This is a genomic window from Streptomyces sp. NPDC034086 (assembly GCF_055575515.1).
In genome coordinates this window covers 297,570-323,621 of sequence record NZ_JBVISM010000005.1, presented here as the reverse complement: position 1 = coordinate 323,621, position 26,052 = coordinate 297,570, and the positions used below count along the sequence as shown (strand labels likewise).

The following is a 26,052-nucleotide window of genomic DNA, read 5'->3' as shown; positions in this document are numbered from 1 at the left end:
GGGGCCGTTCAGTTCCACGTCCGCAGCTTCTCCGGGTTGCGCACCGCCCAGATGTGGGTGATCCGGTCGTCCGTGAACCCGAACGCGGCCACCGTGACGGTGGTGCCGGCGTGCTGGGCCACCAGGCCGGGGCGGCCGTTGACCGACCGTTCCAGGAGGGTCGTGCCGGGCGCGGCCCGGCCGCCGAACCCGGTGATGAGGCGGGCGATCGCCTCCGCGCCCAGGACGGGGCGGAGTACCGCGCCGACCAGGCCCCCGCCGTCGGCGATCATCGTGGCGTCGGGGTCGAGGAGGCCGACGAGGGCCGCGACGTCCTTGGCCTCCCAGGCCTGTTTGAAGTCCCTGATGACGCCGGTCCGCCGGGCGGCCGTGTCCGTGCGGGGGCGCGCCGTACCGATGCGGCGGCGGGCCGATGAGGCCAGTTGCCGGCAGGCCGCCGGGGAACGGCCGACGATCGCGGCGACCTCCGCGAAGGGGTAGCGGAAGACGTCGTGGAGGATGAACACGACCCTCTCGGCCGGGGTCATCGATTCGAGCACGACGAGGAAGGCCATGTCGACGGACTCGTCCAGGGTGATCCGGTCGGCCGGATCGCCGGCGGCCCCGGCGGGCCGGGCGTTCCTCCACTCCGTACGGTCGGGCAGCGGCTCGGGAACCCACTGGCCCACGTAACGCTCGCGGCGGGCCCGGGCCGAGCCGAGTACGTCGAGGCAGACGCGGCTCGCCACCTTCGTCAGCCACGCACCCGGTGACTCCACGGCCTCCCGCTGCTGCCGCGGCAGGGCGAACCAGCGGGCGTACGTCTCCTGTACGGCGTCCTCGGCCTCGGCCAGGGAGCCGAGGAACCGGTAGGCCAGGTTGATCAGGCCGGCGCGTTCGCCCATGAGCACGCTCAGGCCCGGGTCGGTGGTCATGGCGGCGGCCCCCTCGTGCGCGTCTGTTCCGTCGCCATCCTCGACGACGTGCGGGTGCGGGAGGGGAAGCGGTGAGCCACCTCACACGGGGGCGGCTCGGGTGCCCGACGACGCGGCGGGGTGTCGCCGCGGGGCCGGGTCCTGGCCATCCGGCCCCTGGTCGTGGTGAAGACCGCGGTGTGGTGGAGGCGTACGGGCTCCACCACACCGGGCACCGCGCCGGCTAGGAGGCGGACGGGTGGGTCGGCGCGGGGTTCGCCCCGTCGCACATCGCCTCGTCGTAGAGCGTGGAAAGGGCGTCGTCGATGGGGTGCGGCAGCGGCTTCCCCGAGGCGTCCCGGGCGTTCCAGCGCTGGAGGTTGAAGCCGACGGACATCTGGCGCTTGCCGTCGTCCCGGGTCAGGGACATGGTTCCGGCGCCCCAGGCGGAGCCGTCGTGGCCCCAGAAGGTGCCGCAGCCCTCGACCGTGACCCGGTGGAGGCCCAGGCCGTACTGGACCGTCGTGCCGTCCAGGGCGCGGACCGGGATGGTGCGCTGCATCTGGGCCAGCGAGGCACGGCTGACGATCCTGCCGTCGAGGAGCTTGGCGTAGAAGCGGTTGAGGTCGTCCATCGTCGACACCAGGGCCGCGCCCGTCCCGACCCAGGACGGGTCGTAGACGCTGTAGTCGCGCGGCGGGTCGAGGAGGCCGTGGGCCGCCTCGTACATCCGCGCGTGCGGGCCGTCGAGGTACGGGCCCGTGGGGAACCCGGTGTGCCGCAGGCCCGCGCGCCGGATGACGTGGCGGGTGATGTACTCCTCGGCCGGGGTGCCGGTGACCCGTTCCAGGAGCTGGCCCAGCAGGAGGTAGTTGGTGTTGGAGTACACCCCGGTCGGACCGCCGGGTTCGCCGGTGGGGGGCGCCGACAGCCCCAGTTCGATCAGTTCGGCCGGGCGGAACCGCCGGAACTGGTTGTCGTCGAGGCTCTGGGGCGAATTGACCGCCAGGGAGGGGAAGGCGTAGCGGACGTAGTCGGGGAGGCCGCTGGTGTGGTTGAGCAGCATCCGCACCGTGATCTTCCTGCCGCGCTCTCCCGGCACGAGGTCGGGGAGGTAGTCGCCGACCGGCGCGTCGAGCCGGATCCTGCCCCGCTCGACCTGCTGCATGACCGCCGCGGCGGTGAAGGTCTTGGTGACGCTGCCGACGCGGTGGCGCATGTCCGGGCTGACGGGGCGTCCGGTCGTGACGTCGGCCACTCCGGAGGCGCCGCGCCAGGTCCGGCCGTCGACGCGTACCTCCCCGTACACGCCCGGGATTCCCGCCCGGTGGACGGCGTCCATCGCCGTCTTCAGCTCGGCGGGCGTCGTACCGTGGGGAGCGGGTGCCGCCACCGCGGGGGCCGCGGCGGCGGTCGTGAGCAGGGCCACGCCGGCGCACAGGGCGAGGCGGGTGCGGTTCTTCGGTCGGATCGTCAAGGTCCGGTCCTTTCGGGGTCGTCGGGTGGTGGGGCGGGTGCTTCAGCCGGCGAGGGCGCGGCCGAGGGCGGCGCCGAGTTCGGCGTTCTGGCGCTGGGAGACCTCGGCGGACAGCAGGGCCTGCGAGCCGTGGAAGGTGCCGGGCCACTGGTGGATCTCGACCGGTACGCCCGCCCGGAGCAGGCGCAGCCCGTACTCGAGGCCCTCGTCGCGGTTCGGGTCGAACTCCGCGGTGGAGACGTAGGCCGGGGGCAGGCCGGACAGGTCGGTGGCCCGGGCCGGCGCGGCGTACGGGGTGGCGGGCCGCGGGCCCAGGTAGTGCCGCCAGCCCGCGGTGGCCTTGTCCCGGTAGAACCAGGGCGTGTCGGTGAAGTTCCGCGCCGACCAGCTGTCCTGACGGTCGTCGAGCCCCGGCTGGTTGAGCAGCTGGAACCGGATCTCCGGTCCCCCCTCGTCGCGGGCCCGCAGCGTGGCCGCGGCGGCGAGGTTCGCGCCGGCGCTGTGGCCGCCGACGGCGATGCGGGCCGGGTCGATGCCGAGGTCGGCCGCGTGTGCGGCCGTCCAGGTCAGTACGGCGTACGCGTCGTCCAGGGCGGCGGGGAAGGGGTGTTCGGGGGCGAGGCGGTAGTCCACCGAGATCACCACCGCGCCGGAGCCCGCGGCGATGCGGCTGGCCCACGGGTGCTCGGTGTCCAGGTTGCCCATGAAGAATCCGCCGCCGTGCATCCAGACGATGGCGCCCCGGGCTCCGTGCGGGGAGTAGATCCGTACGGGGACGTCCGGGTCGGCGGGGACGGTGCGGTCCTCCACCCGCATGTGCGCGGCGTCCGGTGCCGGTACCGCGGTGGCCAGTTCGGCGAAGGCCTCGCGGGCGGCGACCGGGTCGCTCAGGTCGGTCCGGGGGAAGAACGGGATGAAGGCTTCGAGTTCGGGATCCATGGCGAACATCCTCACGGGCCCGGCGGGGCCGGGTCGTCCGCCGCCCGTCGGGCATCCCGGCCCGATCGCGCGCCGATCGGCGGCCGCGTCCGCCGGTCCGGCCTTCTATGCTGCCGTCATGGAGGCACTGGCCGTACGGCTCTCGGGACTCGACGCGTACGTCGACGGGGCGCTCCGCATCGTCGCGTTCTACGACACGCTGATGCGCCGGCGGGTGGACCTGCCGGCGCTCGCCCGGGCCTCCGCGGGCCTGGCGGAGTGCGTCACCGGGATCCGGCTCCACGGCACGGGGCGGACCATCCGTGTGGCGTCCGACGGGCGTGAGGTCCCGCGGGAGGCGGGGTCCGTGTCCGCGTCCGGCGGGGTGGCCGTCGTCCTCGACGAGGAGGAGATCGGTTCCGTGTGGCTGGAGCGGCCGGGGCCGGCCGGACCGCTCGACGAGGTCCTGCTGGAGCGGCTCGCCATCGCCGTGGCGGCCGCCGTCGAACGGTACGGGCCGGCCCGTACCACCATGGCGGACCCGGCCCTCGTCGAGCTGGTGATCAGCGCCGGCACGGACGAGGCGGCCAGGGCCCGGGCGCTGCGGCTCCTGGGGTTCGCCGCCGGTCCGCCGGTCCGTGTCGCCGCCGTCCGGTCGCAGCGGCTGCCGCTGGACCGGGTGGGCGGTCTCGTCTGCCCGGGTCGGCCGGTGAAGGGGGCGGTGCTCGCCGGGGTGGGTGTCCTCCTGGCCGCCGCCCTGGATCCGGAGCGGTTCCCGGAGGGCGTGTGCGCGGGCGTCGGGGCCGCCGAGAGACCCGACCTGGCGTGGCGGGAGGCCCGTACCGCCCTGCGGTTCACCACGCCGCGCGAACCCGTCGTCCGCTACGCCGGTCTGGGCGCGCTGGCGCTCCTGGCGGAGGTGCCGCAGGAGACGCTGCGCGGCAATCCGGATGTCGTGGCGCTCGCCGGCGTGGCCGGGGGTCCGGAGGACCTGGAGACGCTGGAGGCGTACTGCGCCACGGGGTCCCTGCGCCGGGCGGCCGACCTGCTCCACCTGCACCACAGCAGCGTGGCCCGCAGGATCGAGCAGATCGGCAGGGCCCTGGGTCTCGACCTGAGCGCCCCGGCGGGACTGATGCGGGCCAGGCTGGCCCTCGCCGCGTGGCGGCTGGCCGACGGCTGAGGGACCGCGGGCGCGTCGCCACACGGGCGCCCCGGCCCGGCCCGGCCCCGCGGGGCGGCGTGCTTCCGGAGTCCGGCACCCCGTGGGGTCACGGGCAGCCGGATCCGATGCCGGGGTGGTGAGGGTCCGCGGCTCGCTCCGGCGGTGAGCGTGCCGATGTCACAGGGACGGCGTCCGGGACGGATCGGCCGCGGTGTACCCCGTCTGACGCGGAGACCAGCCGCGGCCCGACGGCCAGGTGTCCTTGCGGTGGACGACGCCCTCGGTGCTGTCCTCGGGCTGGGGCTGACCGGCGTTCGCCGGTACGTACCGGGCGATCACGCGGGCCGGGGCGTTGCGGCGGGTCCGGTTGCCGCCGAGGACGGTGAACCAGAGGTTTCCGTCGGGTCCGGCGGCGACGCCGGGCCGGGCCGCCGCCGAGGACGGGAACTCGGCGGTGCCGGCGGTGCGCGGGCCGGCGGGGCTGCGGCAGCAGGGCTGTCCCCGGTTCCGGCGCCCTCCGCTCGGGGCGACGCGCGCGTCGTACCGGGCCCGGATCGTTTCTTCGGGCGCGGTGGCACCCGCGTCCCACCGGACCTCCGCCCCGATTCCGCCCGTTCGGAGCCATGACCGTCTCGCCGGGCCGGTGACCCGCGCGGTTCCTATGCTCGAAGGGGACGGCCATCGGACCGTACGGACGAGGGAGGCGGGTGGCATGACGGAGACGGCGGACGCGCGCGAGGCCGACCGTGCGCTCAAGGCGAAGCACCGGGCGATGTGGGCGCTGGGCGACTATCCCGCGGTCGCGACACGGCTGGTGGCGGCTCTCGGGCCCGTACTGGTGGAGGCCTGCGGGGTGAAGGAGGGGGACCGGGTGCTGGACGTCGCCGCGGGGTCGGGGAACGCCTCGATCCCGGCCGCGCTGGCCGGCGCCGAGGTGGTGGCCTCCGACCTCACGCCCGAGCTGCTGGCCGTGGGGCGGCAGGAGGCCGCGGCGCGCGGAGTCCGGCTGAGCTGGCAGGAGGCCGACGCGGAGGCGCTGCCGTTCGAGGACGGGGCCTTCGACACGGTGATGTCCTGCGTCGGGGTCATGTTCGCCCCGCACCACCAGGCGGCCGCCGACGAGCTGGTGCGCGTCTGCCGGCCGGGCGGCACGGTCGGCCTCATCAGCTGGACCCCGGAAGGGTTCATCGGGCAGATGTTCGCCACCATGAAGCCGTACGCGCCGCCGCCCCCGCCGGGAGCGCAGCCGCCGCCGCTGTGGGGGCGGGAGGAGCACGTACGGACGCTCCTGGGCGACCGCGTCACCGACGTCGACGCACACCGCCGGACGCTCCGCGTGGAGGCGTTCGGGGAGCCGGAGGAGTTCCGCGAGTTCTTCAAGGCCGCCTACGGGCCGACGATCACGGTCTACCGGAACATCGCCGACGATCCCGAGCGGACCGCCGCCCTCGACGCGGCCCTGGCCGGCCTGGCGGCCGGGGCCCTGCGGGACGGGGCCATGGAGTGGGAGTACCTGCTGCTCACCGCGCGTCGGAGCGCCGCGGGAGGGGGATGACGACGGCTCCGGGGGCGCGGGACCGCGTACCCGCCGGCAGGGCGCGCGGACGGCGCCGGCCGGGACGCGGAGGGGCCGCGACCGGGCCCGGCGCCGGCGTGCGGCTGGGCGCGGTGCCTCCGGGGCCCGCCGCCGACCGGTCCACTCCGGCGGGCCGGTAGGGCCCTCCCCCGGCTCCCGCCCGGGTTGCGCTGCGGCCTCGGCGGGGACGGCCGGCACCGGCACCGCCGCCGTGCGCTGCGCGGCCCGCACGCCCCGCGCGGCCGGTCCGGCCGACGTCGCGGCCGGGCCGGTCTGCCCGCCCCCGGCTCCGGGCGCCCCGTTCGCCATGCTCCGGCGCGAGGCCCGGCAGCGGCTGCGGACGGACCTCCTCGCCCCCGGCCGGCTCGGCCCCGGCCCGTTCACGGTAGGGGGCGCCGTCCGGTGCCACCGGACTCACCGACCGCGCCCCACCGGCCGCTCGGCGGTGCTTTCCGGCCGTTCCCGGCCGCCGGGCGGGAACGGACCGGTATCGGGGGCACGCGCGCAAGCGGCGGCGTCCGCCGCCGCGCGCGGACGCGCGCCCGTCCACAGCACCCGGAGGAACGGTCATGCTGATCACGGTCACCCGTACCGGCGGCTTCACCGGAGCCGAGAAGCTCCGCTCACTCGACACCGCCGGCCGGCGGGACGCGGCCCGGCTCGAGGAACTCGCCCGCCGGGCCGTCTCCTCGGTGGCTGACGGCTACCACTACCGCATCACCGTCGACGGCGAGGTCCTCGACGTCGAGGACCCGAACCTGTCCGACGACCAGCGGGCGCTGATCCGCACCGTGCTCGGCGAAGGCGCCTGACGCCCGGGCACCTCAGTGCAGGGTCCAGGTGAACTTGCCGCCGCCGACCCACCGGACCTCGTCCAGGTCGTCGAGGTCATGGATGGTGATCCCCGCCTCGGCGGCGACCAGCAGCACGTCCGTCATCGACTCCGCCCGGCCGACGAACTCTCCGTCGAGCTCGACGATCCGGAAGGGCGGGGTACCGGGTTGCACACCCAAGACGGTGATGCGCGCCGGGGAGAGGTGAGGTGTCAAGCCTTCGGTCATGGGGAGACGGTTGCACGCCGTGACCGGTGACGGGCGCGGCGACACGTCGCGGGGGGCCGATCGGCTGCGTACGGGCGACCGCGCGCCGGGCCGGCCCTCGACGGCGCGGGGGCGGGCCCGGCGTGGGTCCGGCGTCTCGGCGGGGCGCGCCGGTCAGACCCGCCGCCAGGCGGCCATCGCCCACGAGAACAGGCCGAACAGCACCAGGCCCGCCGCCACCACGACCAGCAGCCACGGGCCCGCCGGGGTGTCGGCGAAGGCGCGCAGGGTGTCGTCGATGCCCTTGGCCTTGCCGGGGTCGTACGCCACCGCCGCGTAGAGCGCGCACCCGCCCACCCCCGCGAACAGGGCGCCCCGGGCGAGACCGCCCCCCACGCCGAGCACGTCGACCACACCGCTCAGCCAGGCCGGCCGCGCGGGGAGCGCCAGGTCGTCACGGAACTTGCGCCGCACCGCCGACACCGCGATCACGACTCCGCCCACGGCCACGGCCAGTCCCACCAGACCGACCACCCAACGGCCGCCGGGCCATTCGAGGACGCTCGCGGTGGCGTCGCGGGACTGCTCGTCGCTGGACTTCTGGCCCTGCCCGGCCGCGAAGGCGAACACGGACGCCGCGGCCACGGCGTAGAAGACCGCCCGGGCGGCCGCCGCCAGCCTTTTCCCGGCCTTGTGCCCGTCGGCCCCGGCAGCGCCGAAGACCGCTTCCGACAGGCGCCACAGGGTCATCCCGACCAGGCCGATGCCGACGGCCCAGATCATCACCCGGCCCAGGGGCCCGCCCGCCAGGCCGGCGAGCGCTCCTTGCCGGTCCGCCTCCCGCCCCGTGTCCTGGCCGAACGCGATGCGCAGGGCGATCGCGCCGACCAGGACGTACAGCACCCCGCGCGTGGCCAGGCCCGCCCGGGCGGCGACGATGACGCCGGTCCGGGAGGCCCCGGTCCGGATCCCGCCCCCACCAGAAGTCGATTGCATGATCAGCCCTCCGGTCCGGGAGCGCGGTCGCGCTCCCCTCCCGGGCGTCTGCCCCGTACGGCGCCGTTGTCCCAGACACGTTCGTTCGAGGCGGTCACACCGCGTGGACCGGTCACCCCGCCTCCGGCGGTGCGGCGAACCGGCGGCGGGCGTGTCAGTGCCGTCCGGCAGCATGATCCCCATGAGCAAGGTAGTGAACTACAGCATGGCGAACCGCGGCGAGGTCCTGCGCTTCGTCCCCGCCCGGGACCTGAACGCCGACGAATCCCGACGCCTGGAGAACATGCGGGCCAGGGCACGGGCGCGTCAGGCCGGCCTCGACCGCCACGGCGTGGACTGGGGTCTGTCGGTCCCGGACGCCCTGGAGGAACTGATAGCCGGCCGGGCCGGTTCCTCCGCCGACTACGCCGGGAGCGCCTACTACGCGGCCCTCCAGATCATCATCGACCACAACGCCGGCGACAGCGCCACCCTGGCCGGTTACCGGAGCCCGGTCACGTACTTCTCGGCTCTGGACGCCGCGCTGAGCGCGGAAGGCGTCCCCGCGGACCTGCTGCCGTACCAGTACGTCTTCAGCGGCCCGCCCTCGGAGATTCCGTTCCACATCCCCCATCCCCTGGACGGCTCACCGGAGATCGGATGCTGGCCACTGGCGAAGGCCGGGCCAGCGGTGGAGGCCTACCGCGCGGTGCTGGACCGGGTCGACGCCGATCTCCGCTACGACCTGGAAGAGCTCGTCAAGGCCCTCGACGGCTGGGCCTCGGCGTGGAACGAGGGGCAGGGCGCCTGGTGGTGGGCCGAGGACGGCTCGATCTTCTTCTCGATCACCGGCTGACCGGCCGCGCCGGAACCGGGGGTGGCGGGCCGGATGACCGTGGCGGCGTGACGGGGGGTCTACGCGGGGCGGTCGAGGCCCCAGGTCTGCAGGACGAACGGCCGCCCCTTCTCCTCACCCTTGATCAGCGGTACGTCGAGCAGGCCGAAGCCGGCCTTGCGCGCCACGGCGACGCTGGCGGCGTTCTCCGCCTCCAGTTCGAGGATGACCTGCTCCGCGTCCAGCCGCTCGAACGCGTACGCGGCCATCACCCGCACGGCCCGCGCCGCCAGTCCCCGGCCCCGGTGCGCGGGGCCGACCGCGTAGCCGATCTCCATGCCCTCGGGCGCGCGCCGCAGCATGATCTCGCCGAGCGGCGCGCCGCCGTCGACGGTGATGGCCAGCAGGACGGTCGTGCCCTCCAGCCGCAGCTGCCGGGCCCGGGCCAGCCGCGTCCGCGCGGCCGCCTCGTCGAAGGGCGAAACGATCGGCGTCCAGTACGCGATGTCCGGGTGGTCGAACAGCTCCGGCATCGCGTCGAGGTCCGTTTCCGTCCAGTCGCGCAGGACGAGCCCCTCGCCCGAGAGCTCGATCCGCTCGGGCAAGGACGACGGTGTGGCACTGCTCATGGTGGGGGCCTCCCTGGCCTGTTCAGGACGAGGCAAGATAACCGAGACGGGCCCGGGAGCAGGCATCTTTTTCCGGGGGCGACGGCTTCGGCCGGGACGGCCCGCGCGGTCCCTCCGGCTCCGCGCCGCTCACTCCTCCGGCGTCCCTTCCCGGGCGGCGAGGACGAACGGGTGGCCCGCCGGGTCGGCGTAGCGCCGCAGCGTGGTCCGGCTGCCCGGCCGGGTCTCGCCGCCCTCGGCGGCCAGCGGACGGGCCCCCAGGGTCACCGCCTCGCGTTCGGCTTCGTCGAGGGAGCCCTCCGCCACGAGGATGCGCAGCTCTGCCCCCTGGGACTCTCCCGGGGGCGGCCAGCTCGGCGGGGCGTGGTCCGGGTCGCGGCGGACACCGAGGACGACGCCCGTGCGGCCGGTGACGAGGATGAGGTCTCCGTCTCCCTCGGCGGGGCCGGCCGTGGCACCGGTCAGTTCGGCGTAGAAGCGGGCCAGGACCTCGGGTTCGGCGCTGTCCAGGACGAGGACGGGCGTCTTGGGTACGGTCATGAGCCGCGTGTGCCCCCCGGCCGTTCCGGCATGCGCGCCGGGTCCCGACTCGCTTGCGGGGACGCGTGGTTGGGGGATTCATCCTCGGGGTGCCGCGCCGGACCCGGGCGCGCCCGGCGACGGCGCGAGGAGGACGCGGGGCAGGGCCTCCGGATGCTTCTCCGACAGCCAGGCGATCAGCTGTTCCCGTACGGCACAGCGCACCGTCCACAGGTCGTCGGCGTCCTTGGCCGTGACGATCACGCGCACGACCATGGTCGAGGGAGTGGTCTCGGTGACGGCCACGTCCCAGCCGCGCCCGTCCCATTCAGGGCACCGCTCGAGTATCTCGTGCGCCTTGTCCCGTATGAGGTCCACGGGGGCGGCGTGGTCGCAGTGGAGGAAGACGGTGCCGGTCATCTGGACGCCGCCGCGCGACCAGTTCTCGAAGGGGCGGGTGGTGAAGTACGAGACGGGCATGGTGATCCGGCGCTCGTCCCAGGTGCGCACGGCGAGGAAGGTCAGTGTGATGTCCTCCACCACGCCCCATTCACCCGCGACCACGACCGTGTCCCCGATGCGCACCATGTCGCCGAAGGCGATCTGGAAACCGGCGAAGAGGTTGCCCAGTGTGGACTGGGCGGCGACGCCGGCGACGATGCCGATGATGCCGGCGGACGCGAGCACGGAGGTGCCCAGCGCACGGAAGCTCGGGAAGGTCAGCAGCATCGCCGCGGCCGCGACGACCACGACGACGGCGGTCACGACCCGCATGATCAGGGTCACCTGCGTGCGCACCCGGCGGACCCGGGCCGGGTCGCGGGTGCCGGTGGCGTAGCGGGCGTAGGCGGATTCGACGACGGCCGAGGCCACGACCACGACGAGCCAGGCCCCGGCACCGATCAGGGCGAGGGAGAGGATCCGGCCCACGACGGCCTCGTGTTCCTGGAGCGGACGCCACGCGGTCTGCTGGAGGGCTCCTCGGAGCAGCGCGGCCAGCAGCACGATCTGCAGGGCCGGGCGGCAGCGGCGCAGCGAGTGCCACAGGGGTGTTTCCGGGTGGCGCGCGTCGGCCCGGCGCAGCAGCAGGTCGACGGCCCAGCCGGCCGCGCCCGTCAGCAGGATCGCGGCAGCCAGGACGGCAAGCGGGCGGAGAGCGGCGTTCATTCATCTCCTCGGCGGATGTGGATGGCGACGGCACGGACCTCCACGCCCCTGCCCCGACGGCGTGAGCCGACACCCCCGGTGGCGACGGGTCCGGCGCATGGGCCTCCCGACGGCGGGTACCCGGGGCCGTGGACGTCCTGACGGAGCGACCGGCACCGAGGGGTGCGGGGCTGCCGGGGACAGGGAAGGGGTGGACATGTCGCATGTCGAGGAGTACGTCGAGGTCAACGTTCCGGTGCGTACGGCCTACAACCAGTGGACGCAGTTCGAGGACTTCCCCGCTTTCATGGAGGGCGTCGAACGCGTCGAGCAGCGGAGCGACACGCTCACCCACTGGGTGACGAACGTGAACGGGGTGCAGCGCGAGTTCGACGCGCGCATCACCGAGCAGCTCCCGGACCAGCGCGTCGCGTGGATGACGGTGGACGGGGAGACCCGGCAGGCCGGGCTGGTCGTCTTCCAGCCGATCGACGCGAGCACCACCAAGGTGGTCCTGCACATGAACTGGGTGCCCGAGGGACTGGCCGAGAACGCGGCCGACAAGCTCGGCTTCGTCAAGCGTCAAGTGGCCGGGGACCTGAAGCGGTTCAAGCTGTTCATCGAGTCGCGCGGGGTCGAGACGGGCGCCTGGCGCGGCGAGGTCTGACCACGGCCGGGGCGATCCGTCCGCGCCCCGGTCACCGGCGCCGCCGGCCGCCCCGTCCGGTGCCCGCACGTACGCGAAGGCCCCGGTCTCCGTGAGGAGGCCGGGGCCTTGATCGAGCGCTGGGCAGGCCTTGCACCTGCATCCCCCCACGGGAAGTGGGGTGTCTTTCCTTGGACCACCAACGCCGGTCCCTCCACCGTGTTCCACGGCGGCGAGCTCGAGATCAACTATACGGCACGCCGCCGGCCGGTTCGAACCGCCGCGCCGGCCGCGCCCGGCCGCCCTGGAGGACGGAACACGCCGTTGGTCAGGTGAATGCCGGGCTCAAGGCCCCCGCAGGCGGTGTGATCCTGCTTCGACGTTCCGTCATCTACCTTGGAGTGACATGCGCATTCGAACTGCGATCGCCGCCACCGTCCTGGCCGCGGCCGGCATTCTGGGCGCCGGCGGTTCCGCCGTAGCCGACGCCAACGCCAGCGGCCTCGCCGTCGGCTCCCCGGGCGTGCTGTCCGGCAACGTCGTCCAGGTGCCGATCCACATCCCGGTCAACGCGTGCGGCAACAGCATCAACCTCGTCGGCCTGGTCAACCCGGCGGCCGGCAACGTCTGCGTCAACAGCTGACCCCGGCGCGGCCCCCGGCCGCGTCCCGACGGTCCCGTCCGGCGGCACGTCCGCCCGGACGGGACCGTCGTCCCGTCCGGCGGACACCCCACTCCCGTGCGGATGTACGCCGGGATACCTTGTTCCTCCAGGTCAAGAGGGGGGAACAGTGATGTCGTACAACTCCGGGTGGGGTCCACACCCCGGACAGTCCGCGCCGCCGTGGGCGGGGGGCTGGGTCCCGCCGGCTCCGCAACCGGGGGTCGTGCCCCTGCGTCCGCTCGACGTGGGCGAGCTGATCGGCGGCGCCTTCACGGCCATCCGCCGGTACTGGAAGCCGCTGGTCGGCGTCATGCTCGCGGTACAGGGCACCGGGTTCCTGCTGGCGGTCGCGGCGGTGGTGGTCGCCGTCCTGGCCCTGCCCGACAGCTTCTCGGCGGTCTTCGACCCCGCACCGGGGCGACGGCCCGACGGCGCGGAGGTGACGGACGTGGTCCTGGCCCTCCTGCCGGGGGGCCTGCTGCTGCTGTTCGTGATGCTGGCCGGCACGGCGGTGATCGGCGCGCTGTGCCCGGCGGTGGTGCAGGAGGCCGTGCTCGGCCGCAGCGCCACCTTCCGCTCCATGTGGCGCCGCAGCTGGTCCCGGATGCCTTCGGTGCTCGGCAGCGTGCTGCTGGTCGGGCTGATCGCGGGCGGACCGGTCCTGCTGATCTACGCGATCGGTTTCCCGCTCGCCCTCATGACCTGGGACGGTTCCGGCGCGCCGGCCGCTCTCCTGCTGATCATCGCGGCCGTGCTGGCGTGGATGCCCGTGGCGGTCTGGCTCGCGACCCGGTTCAGCCTCGCACCCGCCGCGGCGGTGTTCGAGGAGCTCGGTCCCGTCGACGCTCTGCGGCGGTCGGCCCGGCTGGTCTCCGGCAGCTGGTGGCGCGTGTTCGGCATCACCCTTCTCGCGTACGCCGTGGGGATGATCGGCGGTTACGCCATCCAGATGCCGTTCGGCCTGGTGGGCGTCCTCGCGCTCTTGCCCGCCCTGCTGGACGCCGGCTCGGGCGGCGAGGACGTCGCACCACTGTTCTTCGGAATCGCCGTGTACTCCGTCTGCCTGCTGGCCGGCGTCGTGATCAGCGCGCTGTTCCAGCTGGTCTACCCCCAGCTCGTGGTCTCCCTGGTGTACGTCGACCAGCGGATGCGCAAGGAGAACCTCGCGGCGGCCCTGGTCATGGCCGTCCAGCCCGCGCCGGCGCCTGGCCCGCACCCGGGTGCGGGTCCTGCTCCCGGTCCGGGTGCGGGCCCTGGTCCCGGTCCTGGTCCGGCGTCACCCTGACGGGCGGCCCTGGCCCCGGGCGCCGTGGCGCCCGGGGCACTCGGGGCACTCGGGGGTCAGCGCGCCGCGCCGAAGTCCTGCGTCCAGTACTGGCCCGGCTGGGCGAGGCCGATGCCGATCTCCTTGTAGGAGCAGTCGAGGATGTTCCGCCGGTGCCCGGGGCTGTTCATCCAGCCCTCCATGACCTGCTCGGGGCTGCTGTACCCGTAGGCGACGTTCTCGCCGTACGTGCGCCACTCGTAGCCCGCGCGGGTGATGCGCAGGCCGGCGTCTGAACCGTCGGAGCCGGTGTGGGACATGTTGCGGTGGGCGGCCATGTCGGCGCTGTGGTCCTGCGCGGCCTTCGTCAGCTTCTCGTTGAGGGTGACCGCCGGGCAGCCGGCGGCGGCGCGCGCCTGGTTGACGAGTTCCAGGACCTTGGTCCGCGCGTCGGACGGCGCGCCGGGGGCCTGCGGGGCGGCGGGCTCGGCCGAGGCCTCCGCCGGCTCGGGCCGCGGCTGGGACCGCTGGGGCCGCGGCGGCTGCGGGCGCGCGGGCGGCGCGGCCTCGACGACCGGCTCGACGACCGGCTCGGCGGGCTGTTCGGCGACGGGACGCGCCGGTTCCGCCGCGTCGGCGTCGGGGAGTGCGGGTGCGTCGGCCCCGGCCGGAGTCCAAACCGGGAGCGGGGCCCCGGTGCCGCCGAAGGGGACGTCCTGCGCCGCGGCGGGCCGGGCGCGGCCGGTGTCCCCGGTGTCCAGGCACGCCATGGCGGCGGTGGGCACGCCCACGACGGCCAGCGCCCCGACCGCGACGGCTATCTTCCTGTAGTGCGTCTTCTTACGGTGCTTCTTCATGCGGGACCTCACTCGGTGATCGCGAAGCTCCCGGCGCCGGACCGCGGGAGCGCCGGAGGATGCGCCATTCTTAGAAGCCCCGCAGAGGCATGGCAAGCCGGCACCGATGGGCCGGCCGGGTGCTCCCGGTTCCGGCTTGAAAGGGCGGGAAGATCGTGCATGGGCCCCGTCGCGGCCCGTCGCCCGCAGCTGACGCGCCGCTAGAACCACCTCCCGTCGGGAGCGTTGGGCGAGGTGAAATGAAGGCCCCTTATTCCGTTTCTGGCGGAGTGCGGCATGTCAACGCGAAACAGGGACAAATGGCGAAATGACCGGCGCCGACGATCTTCATGGGGCCCTGCGGACCGGCGGAAGCGCTGTGTCGCATGTCACGCATGCGGAAAGCCCCGTACGTCCGTCCGGCTGACGGTCGTACGGGGCTCACGAGCGGACCGGGCGGGGGGCGGCACGGCGCCCCCCGCGGCCGGCCTCGTCCCGTCCTGCGTCAGAGGGAGCTCTTCGACGCGCTGGCGACGACGCACTCCTTGTACTCGCTGCCGTTGCCCTTCCCCGTGTACGGGGTCGTGGCCTCGGTCTGCTGGGAAGCCCCCGCCTTGACCTTCAGGCCGCTCACCCGGGCCTGGGCCGGGATCGCGGTGGAGGTCGAGTCGCCGCGGAACTTCATGGTGATGTTGTACGTGTAGTCCAGCGAGCCGCTGTTGGTGACGGTGAGCTTGGCGACCAGGTTCTTGCCGGTGCTGTCCAGCTTGCACCCGTCGATCCGGATGTCGCGCTCGGCCTTGTCCCTGGAACCGCCCGTGACCGAGCCGCTGGTGGAGCTGGAGCTGGTACCGCTGCTGGTGCCGGTGGTGCTGCTGCTGTCACCGCTGGTGCCGGTGGTGCCACCGCTGATGCCGGTGCTGCCGCTGTCGCCGCTGCCACCGGTGGTGCTGCCACCGCTGGAGCTGCTGGAGCTGCTGTGGCTGCTGCCGCCGCCACAGCTGGCACCGTGCGAACCACGGGCTCCGGTCAAGGCGAAGACGGCGATACCGAATACTGCGACCGCGCGGACATGGCGAAGCTTCACGTTCAAACCCCGTTGAAATATCAGTGAGCAGGAGGGCCCGTCTTGACGGGCGCACGTCACCCTACCGCCGACGGGAGGGTGCTCCGGACACCGTTCGGGCCCGCACCGGACCCGCACACCTCCGTGGCCGCGTCCACACCGCGGGCACACACCACCCTCACGCACCGGTCCGTGCGCGATGGGGCGCGGCGCGGGGCGATGCGTGTCAGGGTGAACGGAGGAACCGCACCCCGGCAGCGAGGAGTCACCGTCATGGGCGGTACGAAGGACGCGCGGCAGGGACCCGGCGGACGGCGCGAGGACCGCGAGGACCTCGAAGACCCGCAGCCGCCCAGCCAGGACCCCGTCCACCCCGAGCCCGTCACCGCGTCCCGCAGCAAGCGGGCCGAGGAGAAGGGGCGCCGCCGGGAGGAAGAGCGCCGGCGCGGCGGCTCCTGAGCCGCGGCCGGCCCAGGCCCCTCCCCGCCCGGCTCCCGTACGGCGTGACGGTCAGCGCCGCCGCCGCACCTCCGGCGGATCGTCCTCGGGCCACAGACCGATCATGTCCAACAGGGTCTCGAGGTCCTCCGCACCCAGGGCGCGCGAGGCGACCGCGCGCCGGGCGGCTGCCCGGTCCATGCTGTCGGCCCGGGCCAGGAGAGCCGGCTCGTCACATCCGAAGGGATCCTTCATACGACCGATGCCACCACGCCCCCGGCACTTCCGCAGCCGCCACTGCTCCCATCAGCCCCCGTTCCGGTACGCCGCGTCCCGGCCTCGGGGTGAAACGTCAGCGGGCGTTCCCGTCGCCGCCCTCCCTGCGCCGGCGGCCGCGCCGGCCCAGGGCGCCGGCCAGTCCGATCAGGCCGCCGGTGAGCGCGCCGGCCACGAGGATGCGCAGCAGGTCTTCCATCGAGTACTCCCCCTCTGGTCAGTCCCGGGCGGGGATGTCGGTACGCCCGGGTGTCTGATCGCTACGAACGGGGACACGAGCGGCGCGCGGGCCGCCCGGCTTGGACGAATCCGACCTCGCCGCTCACAGGGGGAGCGCCCCCTCCGACACGCGGGCGGCGGCCATCCGTCCGGGAGTGGTCCCGGCCAGGGCGCGGAACTCCCGGTTCAGATGGGCCTGGTCGTAGAAACCGCAGGCGGTGGTCACCTCGGTGAGCCGCGCGCCGCCCCGGGTGATCAGCCCGACCGCCCGGTGGAAGCGGAGCACGCGGGCGGACGCCTTGGGCGTCAGACCCACCTGTTCGGTGAACCGGCGGGCCAGGTAGCTCTGGCTCCAGCCGACTTCGGCCGCGATCCGGCCGACGGGGACCGCCCCGCCGGTACGCGACAGCAGGCGCCAGGCGTGGCCCACTTCCCGGGAGGGAACGGGACCGTGCTCGAACCCCGCCGCCAGCGCGGCGTCCAGCAGGTCGAAGCGGGTCCCCCAGTCGCCGGCGGCCGCCAGTCGTTCCACCAGCGCGTCGGCCCGGGGTCCGAGGACGTCCCCGAGTCCGACCGCCCTGTTGGTCAGCTCGCTCATCGGGAGCGCGAAGAGACGGTAGGCGCCGAGCGGGGTCAGCTCGACCCGTATCGCCTCCTGGCCGCCGGGATGCTCACACACCCTGGGTCCGTCCTCCAGGCCCACGACCAGCGAACCGGGCGTCGCAGCCCGCCCGTTCGGGGCCGTTTCGTCCATCCGCCGGACCTGGGCGAACGGCTCCCCCAGGCTGATCACCACGACGGCCCGCCCGTTGGGCACGATCCGTACCCGGTAGGGCGAGGCGGCCGTCTCCCAGTAGCCGGCGTAGCTGTGCACGTACGGGCGCAAGGGGGCGGGCCACGGCCGGGTCACCCGCCACCGGCCGGCGCCCACGCGGGTCATCCCGACGCGCATGTCTCTCTCCCGTCACGTGCACCGGCGTCCCCGGGGGCCGGAGTGCGGGCGGCGGGCCGGGCCGGCAGGTACGGGGCCGCGTCGCGCGATCCGTCCGAGGGGGTCGTCGAGCGAGGATGCCACGGCCGGCCGGGGATCCGCCACGGCCGGTCCCGCCCGGCGCCCCGGGGCCGGGCGGATCAGGAGGCTCCGCCCCCGCCCGGTCCGCGGGACACCTAGGGTGGTCGGATGAGCGAGATGGAGATCGTCGCCGAACACGGCGCGTGGCGGGGCGGGTTCGAGGAGCGGGTGCTGGCCGGGTACCGGGCCGCGGGGTGCTCGGAGCCGCTGGCCCGGGCCCTGCTGGAGCGGGCCGTGAAGGGGATCGACGACTGGACGGTGGCCACGGACGGCACGGGGTGGATCGCGGTCGGGGTGACGGAGGACAACGGGGCGGTGGTGGGCCGGATCCACGACCTCACGGTGCCGCACGGCCGGGAGTGGGCCGAGCGGTGGTGCGCCGAGCACGGAGCCGAGCGGATCGAGGTCCGGCTCACCGGCGGAGCCGGACCCTTCGCCGGATATCCCGTACGGGGGCAGAACCGGATGCGCACCGTCCCTGAACGGCCGGAGCTGCCGCCGGGGCTGACGGTCCGCCGGCTCACGGAGGACGAGTACCCCGCCTGGTACGCCGGCGAGGAGGCCGCCTACATCGCGGACATCGTCCGGGCCGGTTCCCTGACCCCGGAGCAGGCCAAGGAGAAGTCCGACCGGGACTTCGCCCGGCACCTCCCGCTCGGCTACCTGACCCCCGGCCACGCCTTCTACGCCATGGAGACCGGCGGCGAGGTGATCGGGACGGGCTGGGTGAACCACGGGTTCCTGCCGGGGGTCACCTTCGGCTTCTCCCTGGAGGTGTACGAGGAGCACCGCGGCAAGGGCTACGGCCGGGCCGCGATGGCCGTCGGCGAGTGGGCGACCCGGCACGGCGGCGACGAGGCGCTGATGTTCAACGTCTTCGGCGGCAACGAGGTCGCGATGGGCCTGTACGACAGCACGGGCTTCGCGGTCCTGGACGAATACCGCTCCATCGCCCTGCGGTGATGTGACCCGCGGCCGGCGCGGGCGGCCGGCCCGCGGGCTCAGCCGTTCAGCGACGCCATGAGCTCGGGCGCGTACCGGTCGCCCGAGACCGCGCCGTGCGGTGCCACGGCGTCGATGGAGGCCAGGTCGGCGTCGGTCAGGGTGACCCCGGTCGCGGCGACGTTCTCCTCCAGGTAGCGGCGGCGCTTGGTGCCGGGGATGGGAACGGCGCCCATGCGCAGGGTCCAGGCCAGCGCGAGCTGCGAGGGGGTGATCCCCTTCTCGGCGGCGAGGGCCCGGACGCGGTCGACGACGGCCAGGTTGCGGTCGAAGTTCTCGCCCTGGAAACGGGGGTCCGTACGCCTGAAGTCGTCGGCGGCGAAGTCGTCCGGGCTGGTCACGGCGCCGGAGAGGAAGCCCCGGCCGAGCGGCGAGTAGGCGACGAGGCCGATGCCGAGCTCGCGCAGGGTGTCGCGTACGCCGTCGTGCTCGATTCCGCGCTCGAAGAGGCTGTACTCGGTCTGTACGGCGGCCAGCGGGTGCACGGCGTGGGCGCGCGCGATGGTGGTCGCGGCGGCCTCGCAGATCCCGATGTGGCGGACCTTGCCGGCGGTGACCAGCTCGGCCATGGCGCCGATGCTCTCCTCGACGGGCACGGCCGGGTCGACGCGGTGCAGGTAGTACAGGTCGATGTGGTCGGTGCCGAGGTGGCGCAGGGAGCGGTCGGCGGAGCGGCGGACGTACTCGGGTGTGCCGTTGTGGCCCCGGTAGGCACCCTCGTCGGTGAACTCGATGCCGGTCTTCGTGGCGATCACGGCGGCGTCACGGCGGCCGCGGAGGGCCTTGCCGAGGAGCCGCTCGTTGAGGAAGGGGCCGTAGCCCTCGGCGGTGTCGAGCAGGGTGACGCCCAGCGCGAGGGCGCGGTCGATGGTGGCGAGGGACTCGGTCTCGTCAGTGGCTCCGTAGTGGGCGCTCATGCCCATGAGGCCGAGGCCTTCGGCGCCGACCTCCAGGCCCTGGCCGCCCAGTGCGCGGATCTCCATCGTGTCCTCCGGGGGGTGTGGTGGTGGGGGTGTCCGTCCAGTAAGTAACTAACTGGATAGTTTGAGTCTGACCGAGGGGGCGGCTGATGTCAATAACCAGATAGTTACTTGCTAGGCTGCCCGCCATGGCACGGGATTCCAGCGCAACCAAGGCCCGCCTGCTCGACGCCGCCTTCGCCGAGTTCGCCGCGTACGGCATCGCCGGGGCGCGGATCGACCGCATCGCGGCCACCGCCCAGGCGAACAAGCGGCTCATCTACGTCTACTACGGCAACAAGGAGCAGTTGTTCGACGCCGTGCTCCAGCGGGCCTTGGAGACGGGCTCGGAGTCCGTCCCCTTCGACGCGGAGGACCTGCCCGGGTACGCGGGGGCGGTCCTCGACCACTTCCTGGCGCACCCCGACCTGATGCGCCTGGTGCAGTGGAAGCAGCTGGAGCGGCCGGACACCACGGAGCTCGTCGCGGAGTCCTACCGGAGCAAGATCGCGGCCGTGGAGCGGGCCCAGGCGGCGGGGAGGATCGACCCGGACCTCGACCCGGAGGACGTCCTGACGCTGGTCATGGGGCTGACGCAGGCGTGGACGGGGGCGGTGGGCGGCCCGGCGGCCGGCGGCCCGGCCGGGCCGTGGCCCGCCGCGCGGCTGGCCCGCCACCGCGAGTCGGTCGTGGAATCCGTCCGCCGCCTGATCAGGCCGCCGCACCCGCGGGGGTGACGGTGCCGGGGCCGCGCCGCCACCGGATGCGCGGCGTCAGGGCCGGGAGCGGGCGGTGGCCTGGGCCAGGAGCTTGAGCGCCGTGTGGTGCTCGGAGCCGGCCGGGGCCGTGGCCACCAGCAGCGTCTGGTCGTCCGTCACGCGCAGGGCCTGCTGGGTGACGGTCAGGTTCCCCACCAGGGGATGCCACATCCGCTGCTCGGCGGCGGTGCAGGGGCGGGCCCGGTGGTCGGCCCACATGGTGGCGAACTCGTCGCTCTTCATGCTGAGTTCGCCGACGAGCGCACCGAGAAGCGCGTCGTCCGGGTGACGGCCCGCCGCGTACCTCAGGTTGGCGACGGCGGCCCTCGCCTTGGACTCCCACGTGACGTACAGCTCGCGCAGGTACGGGTCGAGGAAGATCAGCGACGCCATGTTCGGCCGGTCCGAGGGCCGGTCGGGCGCGGCGGGGTCGAGGTGGCCGGCGAACAGGGCGTGCCCCAGCGGGTTCCAGGCCAGGACGTCGGCCCGGCGGCCGGTGAGGACGGCCGGGACGTCGGGCATGGAGTCCAGCAGCGTGCGTGTCGCCTCGTCGACCCGCTCCGCCGGCGGGCGGCGGGCGGCGGGCCGCCTCACCGCCAGGCCGGCGAGGTCGTGGACGTGCCGCCGCTCGGACTCGTCCAGGTTCAGCGCGCGGGCCAGCGCGTCCAGCACCTCCGGCGAGGCGTTGTGCGAATGGCCCTGTTCGAGCCGCGCGTAGTAGGAGGCGCTCACCCCGGCGAGGAGGGCGAGTTCCTCGCGGCGCAGGCCGGGGACGCGGCGCCGTTCGCCGTACGTGTCGAGGCCGATGTCCGCGGGCGTCAGCCGGGACCGGCGGGCCTGCAGGAACGCGCCGAGACTGCTCTGTCCTTCCATGCGCCCCAGTATCGCCGGGGCCGCGGGAGCTTGCCCCTCCCTGCCGGGGATAGGCAGCGGAGGGTGTGGCTGCCGCGCCGGAACCCGCGCAGGGTGAGAGCCATGAACACCACAGACACCATCGAGTTGGGCAATGTCGGCGTGACCCGGGTCCGCGAGTTCTACGGGCCGCTCGGTCTCACCCCGCACGAATTCATCCCCGGCAGCAGCACGGACGTCTGGGCGGCGCACGCCGACTGGCTGCGGCCCGACTTCGCGGACGGCGAGCCGCCCGTGTCCCGGGTGGCACTGCAGACGTGGGTGCTGCGCAGCGAGGGCCGCGTCATCCTGGTCGACACCGGCGGCGGCAACCACAAGGCGCGCCCCGGCACGCCCTGGGACCGGCAGGAGACGTCCTTCCTCGACGAGCTTGCCGGGGCCGGGGTCAGGCCCGAGGACGTCGACCTCGTGATCAACACCCACCTGCACGGGGACCACGTCGGGTGGAACACCCGCCTGGACGGGGACCGCTGGGTTCCCACCTTCCCGAACGCCCGCTATCTGATCAACCGGAACGACTTCGAGTTCTGGAACCCGGCGAACGGCCACCCCTCCGTCCTCGGCGACGGCAACGCCGGCGTCTTCGAGGACAGCGTCGCCCCGGTCCACGAGGCCGGCCAGGTGGTGCTGTGGGAGGACGGCCACCGGATCGACGCGAACCTGCGGCTGGACCTCGCCGCCGGGCACACCCCCGGCTCCAGCGTGCTCACCCTCGCCTCCGGCGGCGACCGGGCGGTGTTCGTGGGCGATCTGCTGCACAGCCCGGTGCAGATCATGGAGCCGGACGCCAACAGCTGCTTCTGCGAGGACGCCAGACAGGCCCGGGCCACCCGGCGCCGACTGCTGGGCTGGGCCGCCGACCACAACGCGCTGCTGGTCCCGGCACACTTCGGCTCCCACGGCGCCCTGGAGGTCGTACGCGACGCGGGCGCCTTCGCGGTGAAGGGCTGGGCGCCGTTCGCCGCCTGCGCACCGGGTGCCGAGGGCGGCGAGGGCTGACCCCCGGGCGGCGCGCCCCCGGGACCGCCCGCCCCCGGGACCGCCCGCCCCCGGGACCGCCCGGCCTGGGGGCCGCCGCCGGACCGATGCGAGCAGGGCCCGTCGTAGACAGGGGGCAACCCATACCAAACTGATCCGGCCCCCATGCACGCACCGGATCGTCCAGCTGACCCAGGAGCGCGGACGCGTCGAAGTCCCGGCCCCGGCCGAAGAGTTCGGAGTCACCCAGGAGACGGTCAGGCGAAGGGAGGGCGGCCTGCTGCTGGACGCGGGCACCACCGTCTGCCAGCCGGCCGCCCTCCTCCCGCAGGCCGGGCTGATCACTCCCGACCTGGCCGAGGCGGCGGTCAGAGCACGGCGAGCCGGTCCACCAGCAGTTCCGTCCTGCGTTCGGCGTCCTCCAGCGGCAGCCGTCCCGCCCGGGTCAGCGTGGCCAGCCCGTGCAGGGCCGCCCAGAACACCTCGGTGAACAGTCCCGGGTGGACGCCGTCCCCCGCGACCTCCCCGAGGCTTTCCAGCAGGGCGGCGAAGGCGTCCTTCAGCGGTTCCGGGGTTTCCTCCGCCGCGAACGCCAGACCGCCGTCGAGCCGGAACATGGCGTCGTACACCGCCGGGTGGCGGGCGGCGAAGTCGAGGTAGGCGCGGGCGAGGGCGGCGACCCGGGCGCGCGGTCGGTCCGCGGTGGAGGCCGCGGCACGCAGCGACGCGGCCATCTCGGCGGCGCCCTGGAGGGCGACGGCGCCGATGATCTCGCGTTTGCCGCGGAAGTGACTGTAGAGAACGGGCTGGCTGTACTCGATGCGCTCGGCGAGCCGGCGGGTGGTGACCGCGTCCCAGCCCTGCTGTTCGGCGAGTTCCCGGGCCGTCGCCACGATGAGGCGTTCACGGTCCGCCCGTTCGCGTTCCTTGCGTTCCTGTACCGACATGAGGCGATCCTAGCAGCGCTAGACAACCAAGCGGCAGCAGGACTAGCATTGCCTCATCATCTAGCGGCGCTAGATCCCGGAGGGGTCACCATGCTCAACGCACTCGAGGTCTTCACCACCGTGCTCGTCGGCGTGATGGTGGGGGTGGAGTTCTCCGTCGCCTTCGTCATCAACCCGATCCTCAACGGCCTGCCCGAGGACAGCGGCCAGCTCGGCCGCGCCCACGGGGGCCGGATGCTCGGCGCCGTGATGCCGGTCTGGTACATCACCTCGCTCGTCCTCGTCGCGGCCTGGGCCGTCGCCGGACGGCACCACCAGGGCACCGGCCTCGTCGTCACCGCCGGCGCACTGCTGATCGTCAGCGTGATCATGTCGGTCCTGCTGCTCGTACCGATCAACAACCGGGGCAAGACGTGGACCCCCGACAACCGGCCCGCCGACTGGAAGCAGCAGATGAACCGCTGGGACCGTTTCCACTACGTCCGCGTCGCCGTCATCATCGCCGCCTTCGCCCTGCTGGTCGCCTCCCTCGCCTGAGCCCGGCGGGCCGCCACGCGCGGTCGCCCCTGCCAGGCCGATCTGACGGGGTGGAAGGTGACCGGAGCGGCCGGAGGCGGTACGAAGGCGTACGTGAAGGAACAGACCCAGGCCCCCACCGTCCGCGTGTTCATCGCCCTCGCCCCGCCCGACGGGGCGAAGGAGGAACTGGAGCGGGCCCTCGGCCCCGCCTACGAGGCGTACCCGCGCATGCGGTGGAACCGCGTGGAGGACTGGCACATCACCCTGGCCTTCCTGGGCGAGCTCCCGGCCGGCGCCGTTCCGCCGCTGCGGCCGGCGCTCGCGGACCTGGCGGCCGCGCGGCGGCCCGTACGGCTGTCCCTGCGCGGCGGCGGGCACTTCGACGAGCGGGTGCTGTGGAGCGGGGTGGGCGGGGAGCTGGAGGAGCTGCACGCGCTGGCCGACGAGGTGCGCGCGGTGGTCAAGGAATGCGGGATCGCCTTCACGGACCGGCCCCTGCGCCCCCATCTGACGCTGGCCCGGGCCCGCCGGGGCGATTCCTCCGCCGCGGTGGAGGCCGCCGCCGGGTTCGCGCCCTTCAGCGGGCGGGAGTGGGAGGCGGGGCGCCTGCACCTGGTGGGCAGCAACGTCGGCCGGGGCCCGGGACCGATCCGCTACCGCGACATCGAGTCCTGGCGTTTCGGGGCGCGGCCGGAGCGCGAGGCGCACGGATCGGACCAGAATTGCATGACCATGCGGGAGCATGCATAATCTTCCTATGTCTAAGGTCCTCACCTCCCTTCCCGCCGGCGAGCGCGTCGGCATCGCCTTCTCGGGCGGGCTCGACACCTCCGTCGCGGTCGCCTGGATGCGCGACAAGGGTGCCGTCCCGTGCACCTACACCGCCGACATCGGCCAGTACGACGAGCCCGACATCGCCTCGGTGCCCGGCCGCGCGAAGACCTACGGCGCCGAGATCGCGCGCCTGGTCGACTGCCGGGCGGCACTGGTGGAGGAGGGCCTGGCCGCGCTGACCTGCGGTGCGTTCCACATCCGCTCGGGCGGGCGGGCCTACTTCAACACCACCCCGCTCGGCCGTGCCGTCACCGGCACCCTGCTGGTCAGGGCGATGCTCGAGGACGACGTCCAGATCTGGGGCGACGGCTCGACCTTCAAGGGCAACGACATCGAGCGGTTCTACCGCTACGGCCTGCTCGCCAACCCGCACCTGCGGATCTACAAGCCGTGGCTCGACGCGGACTTCGTGACCGAACTGGGCGGCCGCAAGGAAATGTCGGAGTGGCTGCTGGCCCACGACCTGCCCTACCGCGACAGCACGGAGAAGGCGTACTCCACCGACGCCAACATCTGGGGCGCCACCCACGAGGCCAAGACCCTCGAGCACCTGGACACCGGCGTGGAGACGGTCGACCCCATCATGGGGGTGCGGTTCTGGGACCCGTCCGTCGAGATCGCCACCGAGGACGTGACGATCGGCTTCAACCAGGGCCGCCCGGTCAGCATCAACGGCAAGGAGTTCCCCTCCCCCGTCGACCTGGTCATGGAGGCCAACGCCATCGGCGGCCGCCACGGCATGGGCATGTCGGACCAGATCGAGAACCGGATCATCGAGGCCAAGAGCCGCGGCATCTACGAGGCGCCGGGCATGGCCCTGCTGCACGCCGCCTACGAGCGCCTCGTCAACGCCATCCACAACGAGGACACCCTCGCCCAGTACCACAACGAGGGCCGGCGCCTCGGACGGCTGATGTACGAGGGCCGCTGGCTGGACCCGCAGGCGCTGATGGTCCGCGAGTCCCTCCAGCGCTGGGTCGGCGCGGCCGTCACCGGCGAGGTGACCCTGCGGCTGCGGCGCGGCGAGGACTACTCGATCCTCGACACGCGGGGCCCGGCCTTCAGCTACCACCCCGACAAGCTGTCCATGGAGCGCACCGAGGACTCGGCCTTCGGCCCGGTCGACCGGATCGGCCAGCTCACCATGCGCAACCTGGACATCGCCGACTCCCGCGCCAAGCTCGAGCAGTACGCCGTCCTCGGGCTGATCGGGACCGGCAGCCCCGCCGTCGGCGCCGCCCAGGCGGCCGCGACCGGTCTGATCGGCAGCATGCCGGAGATGCCGGAGGGCGGCGCCGAGGCCATCGCCTCGCGCGGCGAGGTCTCCGACGACGAGCAGATGCTGGACCGGGCCGCGATGGAGTTCGGCACGGACTGACCCCGCCGCGGCGCGGCGGAGGGGCCGGGGAGGCGGGGGGAGGGAGGGGAGGAGGGGGTCCCTCCCGTCCGCCCCTCGGAAGGCGGTGCTCCCTTCCTTTTGGCGTGCGGG

General features: G+C 73.9%; 30 protein-coding genes. 14 read left to right on the top strand and 16 right to left on the bottom strand.

Annotation, left to right across the window (positions count from 1 at the left end):
* Positions 1 to 8: 8 nt before the first annotated feature.
* From sigJ to ACZ514_RS16065, 3 genes are all read right to left on the bottom strand, one after another.
* Positions 9 to 914, bottom strand: a complete 906-nt coding sequence (sigJ, locus tag ACZ514_RS16075) for an RNA polymerase sigma factor SigJ (protein WP_468164962.1) — start codon at positions 912 to 914, stop codon at positions 9 to 11.
* 223 nt (positions 915 to 1,137) lie between these two features.
* A complete protein-coding gene (locus ACZ514_RS16070; protein ID WP_468165371.1) occupies positions 1,138 to 2,235 on the bottom strand; it encodes a serine hydrolase domain-containing protein in 1,098 nt (365 codons plus the stop codon).
* A 177-nt stretch (positions 2,236 to 2,412) separates the two neighbouring features.
* Positions 2,413 to 3,309, bottom strand: coding sequence for an alpha/beta hydrolase (locus tag ACZ514_RS16065; RefSeq protein WP_469124984.1), 897 nt, complete (start codon positions 3,307 to 3,309; stop codon positions 2,413 to 2,415).
* 118 nt (positions 3,310 to 3,427) lie between these two features.
* Here ACZ514_RS16065 and ACZ514_RS16060 point away from each other — a divergent pair, with 118 nt between their 5' ends.
* From ACZ514_RS16060 to ACZ514_RS16050, 3 genes are all read left to right on the top strand, one after another.
* Positions 3,428 to 4,471 (top strand): helix-turn-helix domain-containing protein, encoded by a 1,044-nt coding sequence (locus tag ACZ514_RS16060; RefSeq protein ID WP_468699282.1) that lies wholly within the window; start codon positions 3,428 to 3,430, stop codon positions 4,469 to 4,471.
* Positions 4,472 to 5,165: 694 nt separating this feature from the next.
* Positions 5,166 to 6,008: a class I SAM-dependent methyltransferase gene (locus ACZ514_RS16055; RefSeq protein ID WP_469124983.1), complete on the top strand. Its 843-nt coding sequence runs from the start codon at positions 5,166 to 5,168 to the stop codon at positions 6,006 to 6,008.
* Between the two features lie 590 nt (positions 6,009 to 6,598).
* Positions 6,599 to 6,841 (top strand): protealysin inhibitor emfourin, encoded by a 243-nt coding sequence (locus tag ACZ514_RS16050; protein WP_468164970.1) that lies wholly within the window; start codon positions 6,599 to 6,601, stop codon positions 6,839 to 6,841.
* 12 nt (positions 6,842 to 6,853) lie between these two features.
* On the opposite strand, the gene ACZ514_RS16045 is transcribed toward ACZ514_RS16050, so the two are convergent.
* Both ACZ514_RS16045 and ACZ514_RS16040 read right to left on the bottom strand, forming a co-directional pair.
* The gene (locus ACZ514_RS16045; protein WP_468164972.1) at positions 6,854 to 7,090 is read right to left on the bottom strand and encodes a hypothetical protein; all 237 of its coding nucleotides are present in this window, start codon (positions 7,088 to 7,090) and stop codon (positions 6,854 to 6,856) included.
* Positions 7,091 to 7,243: 153 nt separating this feature from the next.
* Entirely contained in the window at positions 7,244 to 8,065 is an 822-nt protein-coding gene (locus ACZ514_RS16040; protein ID WP_469124982.1) for a DUF1206 domain-containing protein, read from the bottom strand.
* A 181-nt stretch (positions 8,066 to 8,246) separates the two neighbouring features.
* On the opposite strand from ACZ514_RS16040, the gene ACZ514_RS16035 reads away from it, so the two are divergent.
* The gene (locus tag ACZ514_RS16035; RefSeq protein ID WP_468164976.1) at positions 8,247 to 8,900 is read left to right on the top strand and encodes a DUF7691 family protein; all 654 of its coding nucleotides are present in this window, start codon (positions 8,247 to 8,249) and stop codon (positions 8,898 to 8,900) included.
* Positions 8,901 to 8,959: 59 nt separating this feature from the next.
* On the opposite strand, the gene ACZ514_RS16030 is transcribed toward ACZ514_RS16035, so the two are convergent.
* The 3 genes from ACZ514_RS16030 to ACZ514_RS16020 form a co-directional block, all read right to left on the bottom strand.
* The gene (locus ACZ514_RS16030; RefSeq protein WP_468164978.1) at positions 8,960 to 9,508 is read right to left on the bottom strand and encodes a GNAT family N-acetyltransferase; all 549 of its coding nucleotides are present in this window, start codon (positions 9,506 to 9,508) and stop codon (positions 8,960 to 8,962) included.
* A 129-nt stretch (positions 9,509 to 9,637) separates the two neighbouring features.
* Positions 9,638 to 10,048: a VOC family protein gene (locus ACZ514_RS16025; protein WP_469124981.1), complete on the bottom strand. Its 411-nt coding sequence runs from the start codon at positions 10,046 to 10,048 to the stop codon at positions 9,638 to 9,640.
* A gap of 78 nt (positions 10,049 to 10,126) precedes the next feature.
* Positions 10,127 to 11,194, bottom strand: coding sequence for a mechanosensitive ion channel family protein (locus ACZ514_RS16020; RefSeq protein ID WP_469124980.1), 1,068 nt, complete (start codon positions 11,192 to 11,194; stop codon positions 10,127 to 10,129).
* A gap of 196 nt (positions 11,195 to 11,390) precedes the next feature.
* On the opposite strand from ACZ514_RS16020, the gene ACZ514_RS16015 reads away from it, so the two are divergent.
* The 3 genes from ACZ514_RS16015 to ACZ514_RS16005 all read left to right on the top strand — a co-directional run bounded on the left by ACZ514_RS16015 (position 11,391) and on the right by ACZ514_RS16005 (position 13,768).
* Positions 11,391 to 11,840, top strand: a complete 450-nt coding sequence (locus ACZ514_RS16015) for an SRPBCC family protein (protein WP_388937970.1) — start codon at positions 11,391 to 11,393, stop codon at positions 11,838 to 11,840.
* Between the two features lie 385 nt (positions 11,841 to 12,225).
* A complete protein-coding gene (locus ACZ514_RS16010; RefSeq protein WP_468164984.1) occupies positions 12,226 to 12,462 on the top strand; it encodes a chaplin in 237 nt (78 codons plus the stop codon).
* 244 nt (positions 12,463 to 12,706) lie between these two features.
* Complete coding sequence (locus ACZ514_RS16005) at positions 12,707 to 13,768, top strand: DUF7847 domain-containing protein (RefSeq protein WP_469124979.1); 1,062 nt, start codon at positions 12,707 to 12,709, stop codon at positions 13,766 to 13,768.
* 56 nt (positions 13,769 to 13,824) lie between these two features.
* Here ACZ514_RS16005 and ACZ514_RS16000 read toward each other — a convergent pair whose 3' ends face one another.
* Positions 13,825 to 14,604: a CAP domain-containing protein gene (locus ACZ514_RS16000; protein WP_469124978.1), complete on the bottom strand. Its 780-nt coding sequence runs from the start codon at positions 14,602 to 14,604 to the stop codon at positions 13,825 to 13,827.
* 484 nt (positions 14,605 to 15,088) lie between these two features.
* On the bottom strand, positions 15,089 to 15,670 hold the full coding sequence (locus ACZ514_RS15995; protein WP_469124977.1) for a hypothetical protein: 582 nt from the start codon (positions 15,668 to 15,670) through the stop codon (positions 15,089 to 15,091).
* Positions 15,671 to 15,922: 252 nt separating this feature from the next.
* Here ACZ514_RS15995 and ACZ514_RS15990 point away from each other — a divergent pair, with 252 nt between their 5' ends.
* The gene (locus tag ACZ514_RS15990; protein WP_468699274.1) at positions 15,923 to 16,108 is read left to right on the top strand and encodes a hypothetical protein; all 186 of its coding nucleotides are present in this window, start codon (positions 15,923 to 15,925) and stop codon (positions 16,106 to 16,108) included.
* 51 nt (positions 16,109 to 16,159) lie between these two features.
* Here the strand turns inward: ACZ514_RS15990 and ACZ514_RS15985 are convergent, their stop codons facing one another.
* The 3 genes from ACZ514_RS15985 to ACZ514_RS15975 form a co-directional block, all read right to left on the bottom strand.
* The gene (locus tag ACZ514_RS15985) at positions 16,160 to 16,342 is read right to left on the bottom strand and encodes a hypothetical protein (RefSeq protein ID WP_468164994.1); all 183 of its coding nucleotides are present in this window, start codon (positions 16,340 to 16,342) and stop codon (positions 16,160 to 16,162) included.
* Positions 16,343 to 16,439: 97 nt separating this feature from the next.
* The gene (locus ACZ514_RS15980; RefSeq protein ID WP_467895751.1) at positions 16,440 to 16,562 is read right to left on the bottom strand and encodes a hypothetical protein; all 123 of its coding nucleotides are present in this window, start codon (positions 16,560 to 16,562) and stop codon (positions 16,440 to 16,442) included.
* A 123-nt stretch (positions 16,563 to 16,685) separates the two neighbouring features.
* Entirely contained in the window at positions 16,686 to 17,534 is an 849-nt protein-coding gene (locus ACZ514_RS15975) for a helix-turn-helix domain-containing protein (RefSeq protein ID WP_469124976.1), read from the bottom strand.
* 228 nt (positions 17,535 to 17,762) lie between these two features.
* Here ACZ514_RS15975 and ACZ514_RS15970 point away from each other — a divergent pair, with 228 nt between their 5' ends.
* Positions 17,763 to 18,617, top strand: a complete 855-nt coding sequence (locus ACZ514_RS15970) for a GNAT family N-acetyltransferase (RefSeq protein WP_468164998.1) — start codon at positions 17,763 to 17,765, stop codon at positions 18,615 to 18,617.
* 38 nt (positions 18,618 to 18,655) lie between these two features.
* On the opposite strand, the gene ACZ514_RS15965 is transcribed toward ACZ514_RS15970, so the two are convergent.
* Complete coding sequence (locus ACZ514_RS15965) at positions 18,656 to 19,639, bottom strand: aldo/keto reductase (RefSeq protein WP_469124975.1); 984 nt, start codon at positions 19,637 to 19,639, stop codon at positions 18,656 to 18,658.
* Positions 19,640 to 19,764: 125 nt separating this feature from the next.
* Here ACZ514_RS15965 and ACZ514_RS15960 point away from each other — a divergent pair, with 125 nt between their 5' ends.
* The gene (locus ACZ514_RS15960) at positions 19,765 to 20,352 is read left to right on the top strand and encodes a TetR/AcrR family transcriptional regulator (RefSeq protein WP_469124974.1); all 588 of its coding nucleotides are present in this window, start codon (positions 19,765 to 19,767) and stop codon (positions 20,350 to 20,352) included.
* 36 nt (positions 20,353 to 20,388) lie between these two features.
* On the opposite strand, the gene ACZ514_RS15955 is transcribed toward ACZ514_RS15960, so the two are convergent.
* The gene (locus ACZ514_RS15955; protein ID WP_468699267.1) at positions 20,389 to 21,246 is read right to left on the bottom strand and encodes a helix-turn-helix domain-containing protein; all 858 of its coding nucleotides are present in this window, start codon (positions 21,244 to 21,246) and stop codon (positions 20,389 to 20,391) included.
* Between the two features lie 102 nt (positions 21,247 to 21,348).
* Between ACZ514_RS15955 and ACZ514_RS15950 the strand changes: the two genes are divergently transcribed.
* Positions 21,349 to 22,284 (top strand): MBL fold metallo-hydrolase, encoded by a 936-nt coding sequence (locus ACZ514_RS15950; protein ID WP_469124973.1) that lies wholly within the window; start codon positions 21,349 to 21,351, stop codon positions 22,282 to 22,284.
* Positions 22,285 to 22,631: 347 nt separating this feature from the next.
* Here the strand turns inward: ACZ514_RS15950 and ACZ514_RS15945 are convergent, their stop codons facing one another.
* Complete coding sequence (locus ACZ514_RS15945) at positions 22,632 to 23,210, bottom strand: TetR/AcrR family transcriptional regulator (RefSeq protein WP_468165011.1); 579 nt, start codon at positions 23,208 to 23,210, stop codon at positions 22,632 to 22,634.
* Between the two features lie 90 nt (positions 23,211 to 23,300).
* Here ACZ514_RS15945 and ACZ514_RS15940 point away from each other — a divergent pair, with 90 nt between their 5' ends.
* The 3 genes from ACZ514_RS15940 (at position 23,301) to argG (ending at position 25,941) form a co-directional block, all read left to right on the top strand.
* A complete protein-coding gene (locus ACZ514_RS15940; protein WP_469124972.1) occupies positions 23,301 to 23,747 on the top strand; it encodes an anthrone oxygenase family protein in 447 nt (148 codons plus the stop codon).
* Between the two features lie 93 nt (positions 23,748 to 23,840).
* Positions 23,841 to 24,479, top strand: coding sequence for an RNA 2',3'-cyclic phosphodiesterase (gene thpR, locus ACZ514_RS15935; RefSeq protein ID WP_469124971.1), 639 nt, complete (start codon positions 23,841 to 23,843; stop codon positions 24,477 to 24,479).
* Between the two features lie 7 nt (positions 24,480 to 24,486).
* Positions 24,487 to 25,941: an argininosuccinate synthase gene (gene argG, locus ACZ514_RS15930; RefSeq protein WP_468165017.1), complete on the top strand. Its 1,455-nt coding sequence runs from the start codon at positions 24,487 to 24,489 to the stop codon at positions 25,939 to 25,941.
* Positions 25,942 to 26,052: the final 111 nt, after the last annotated feature.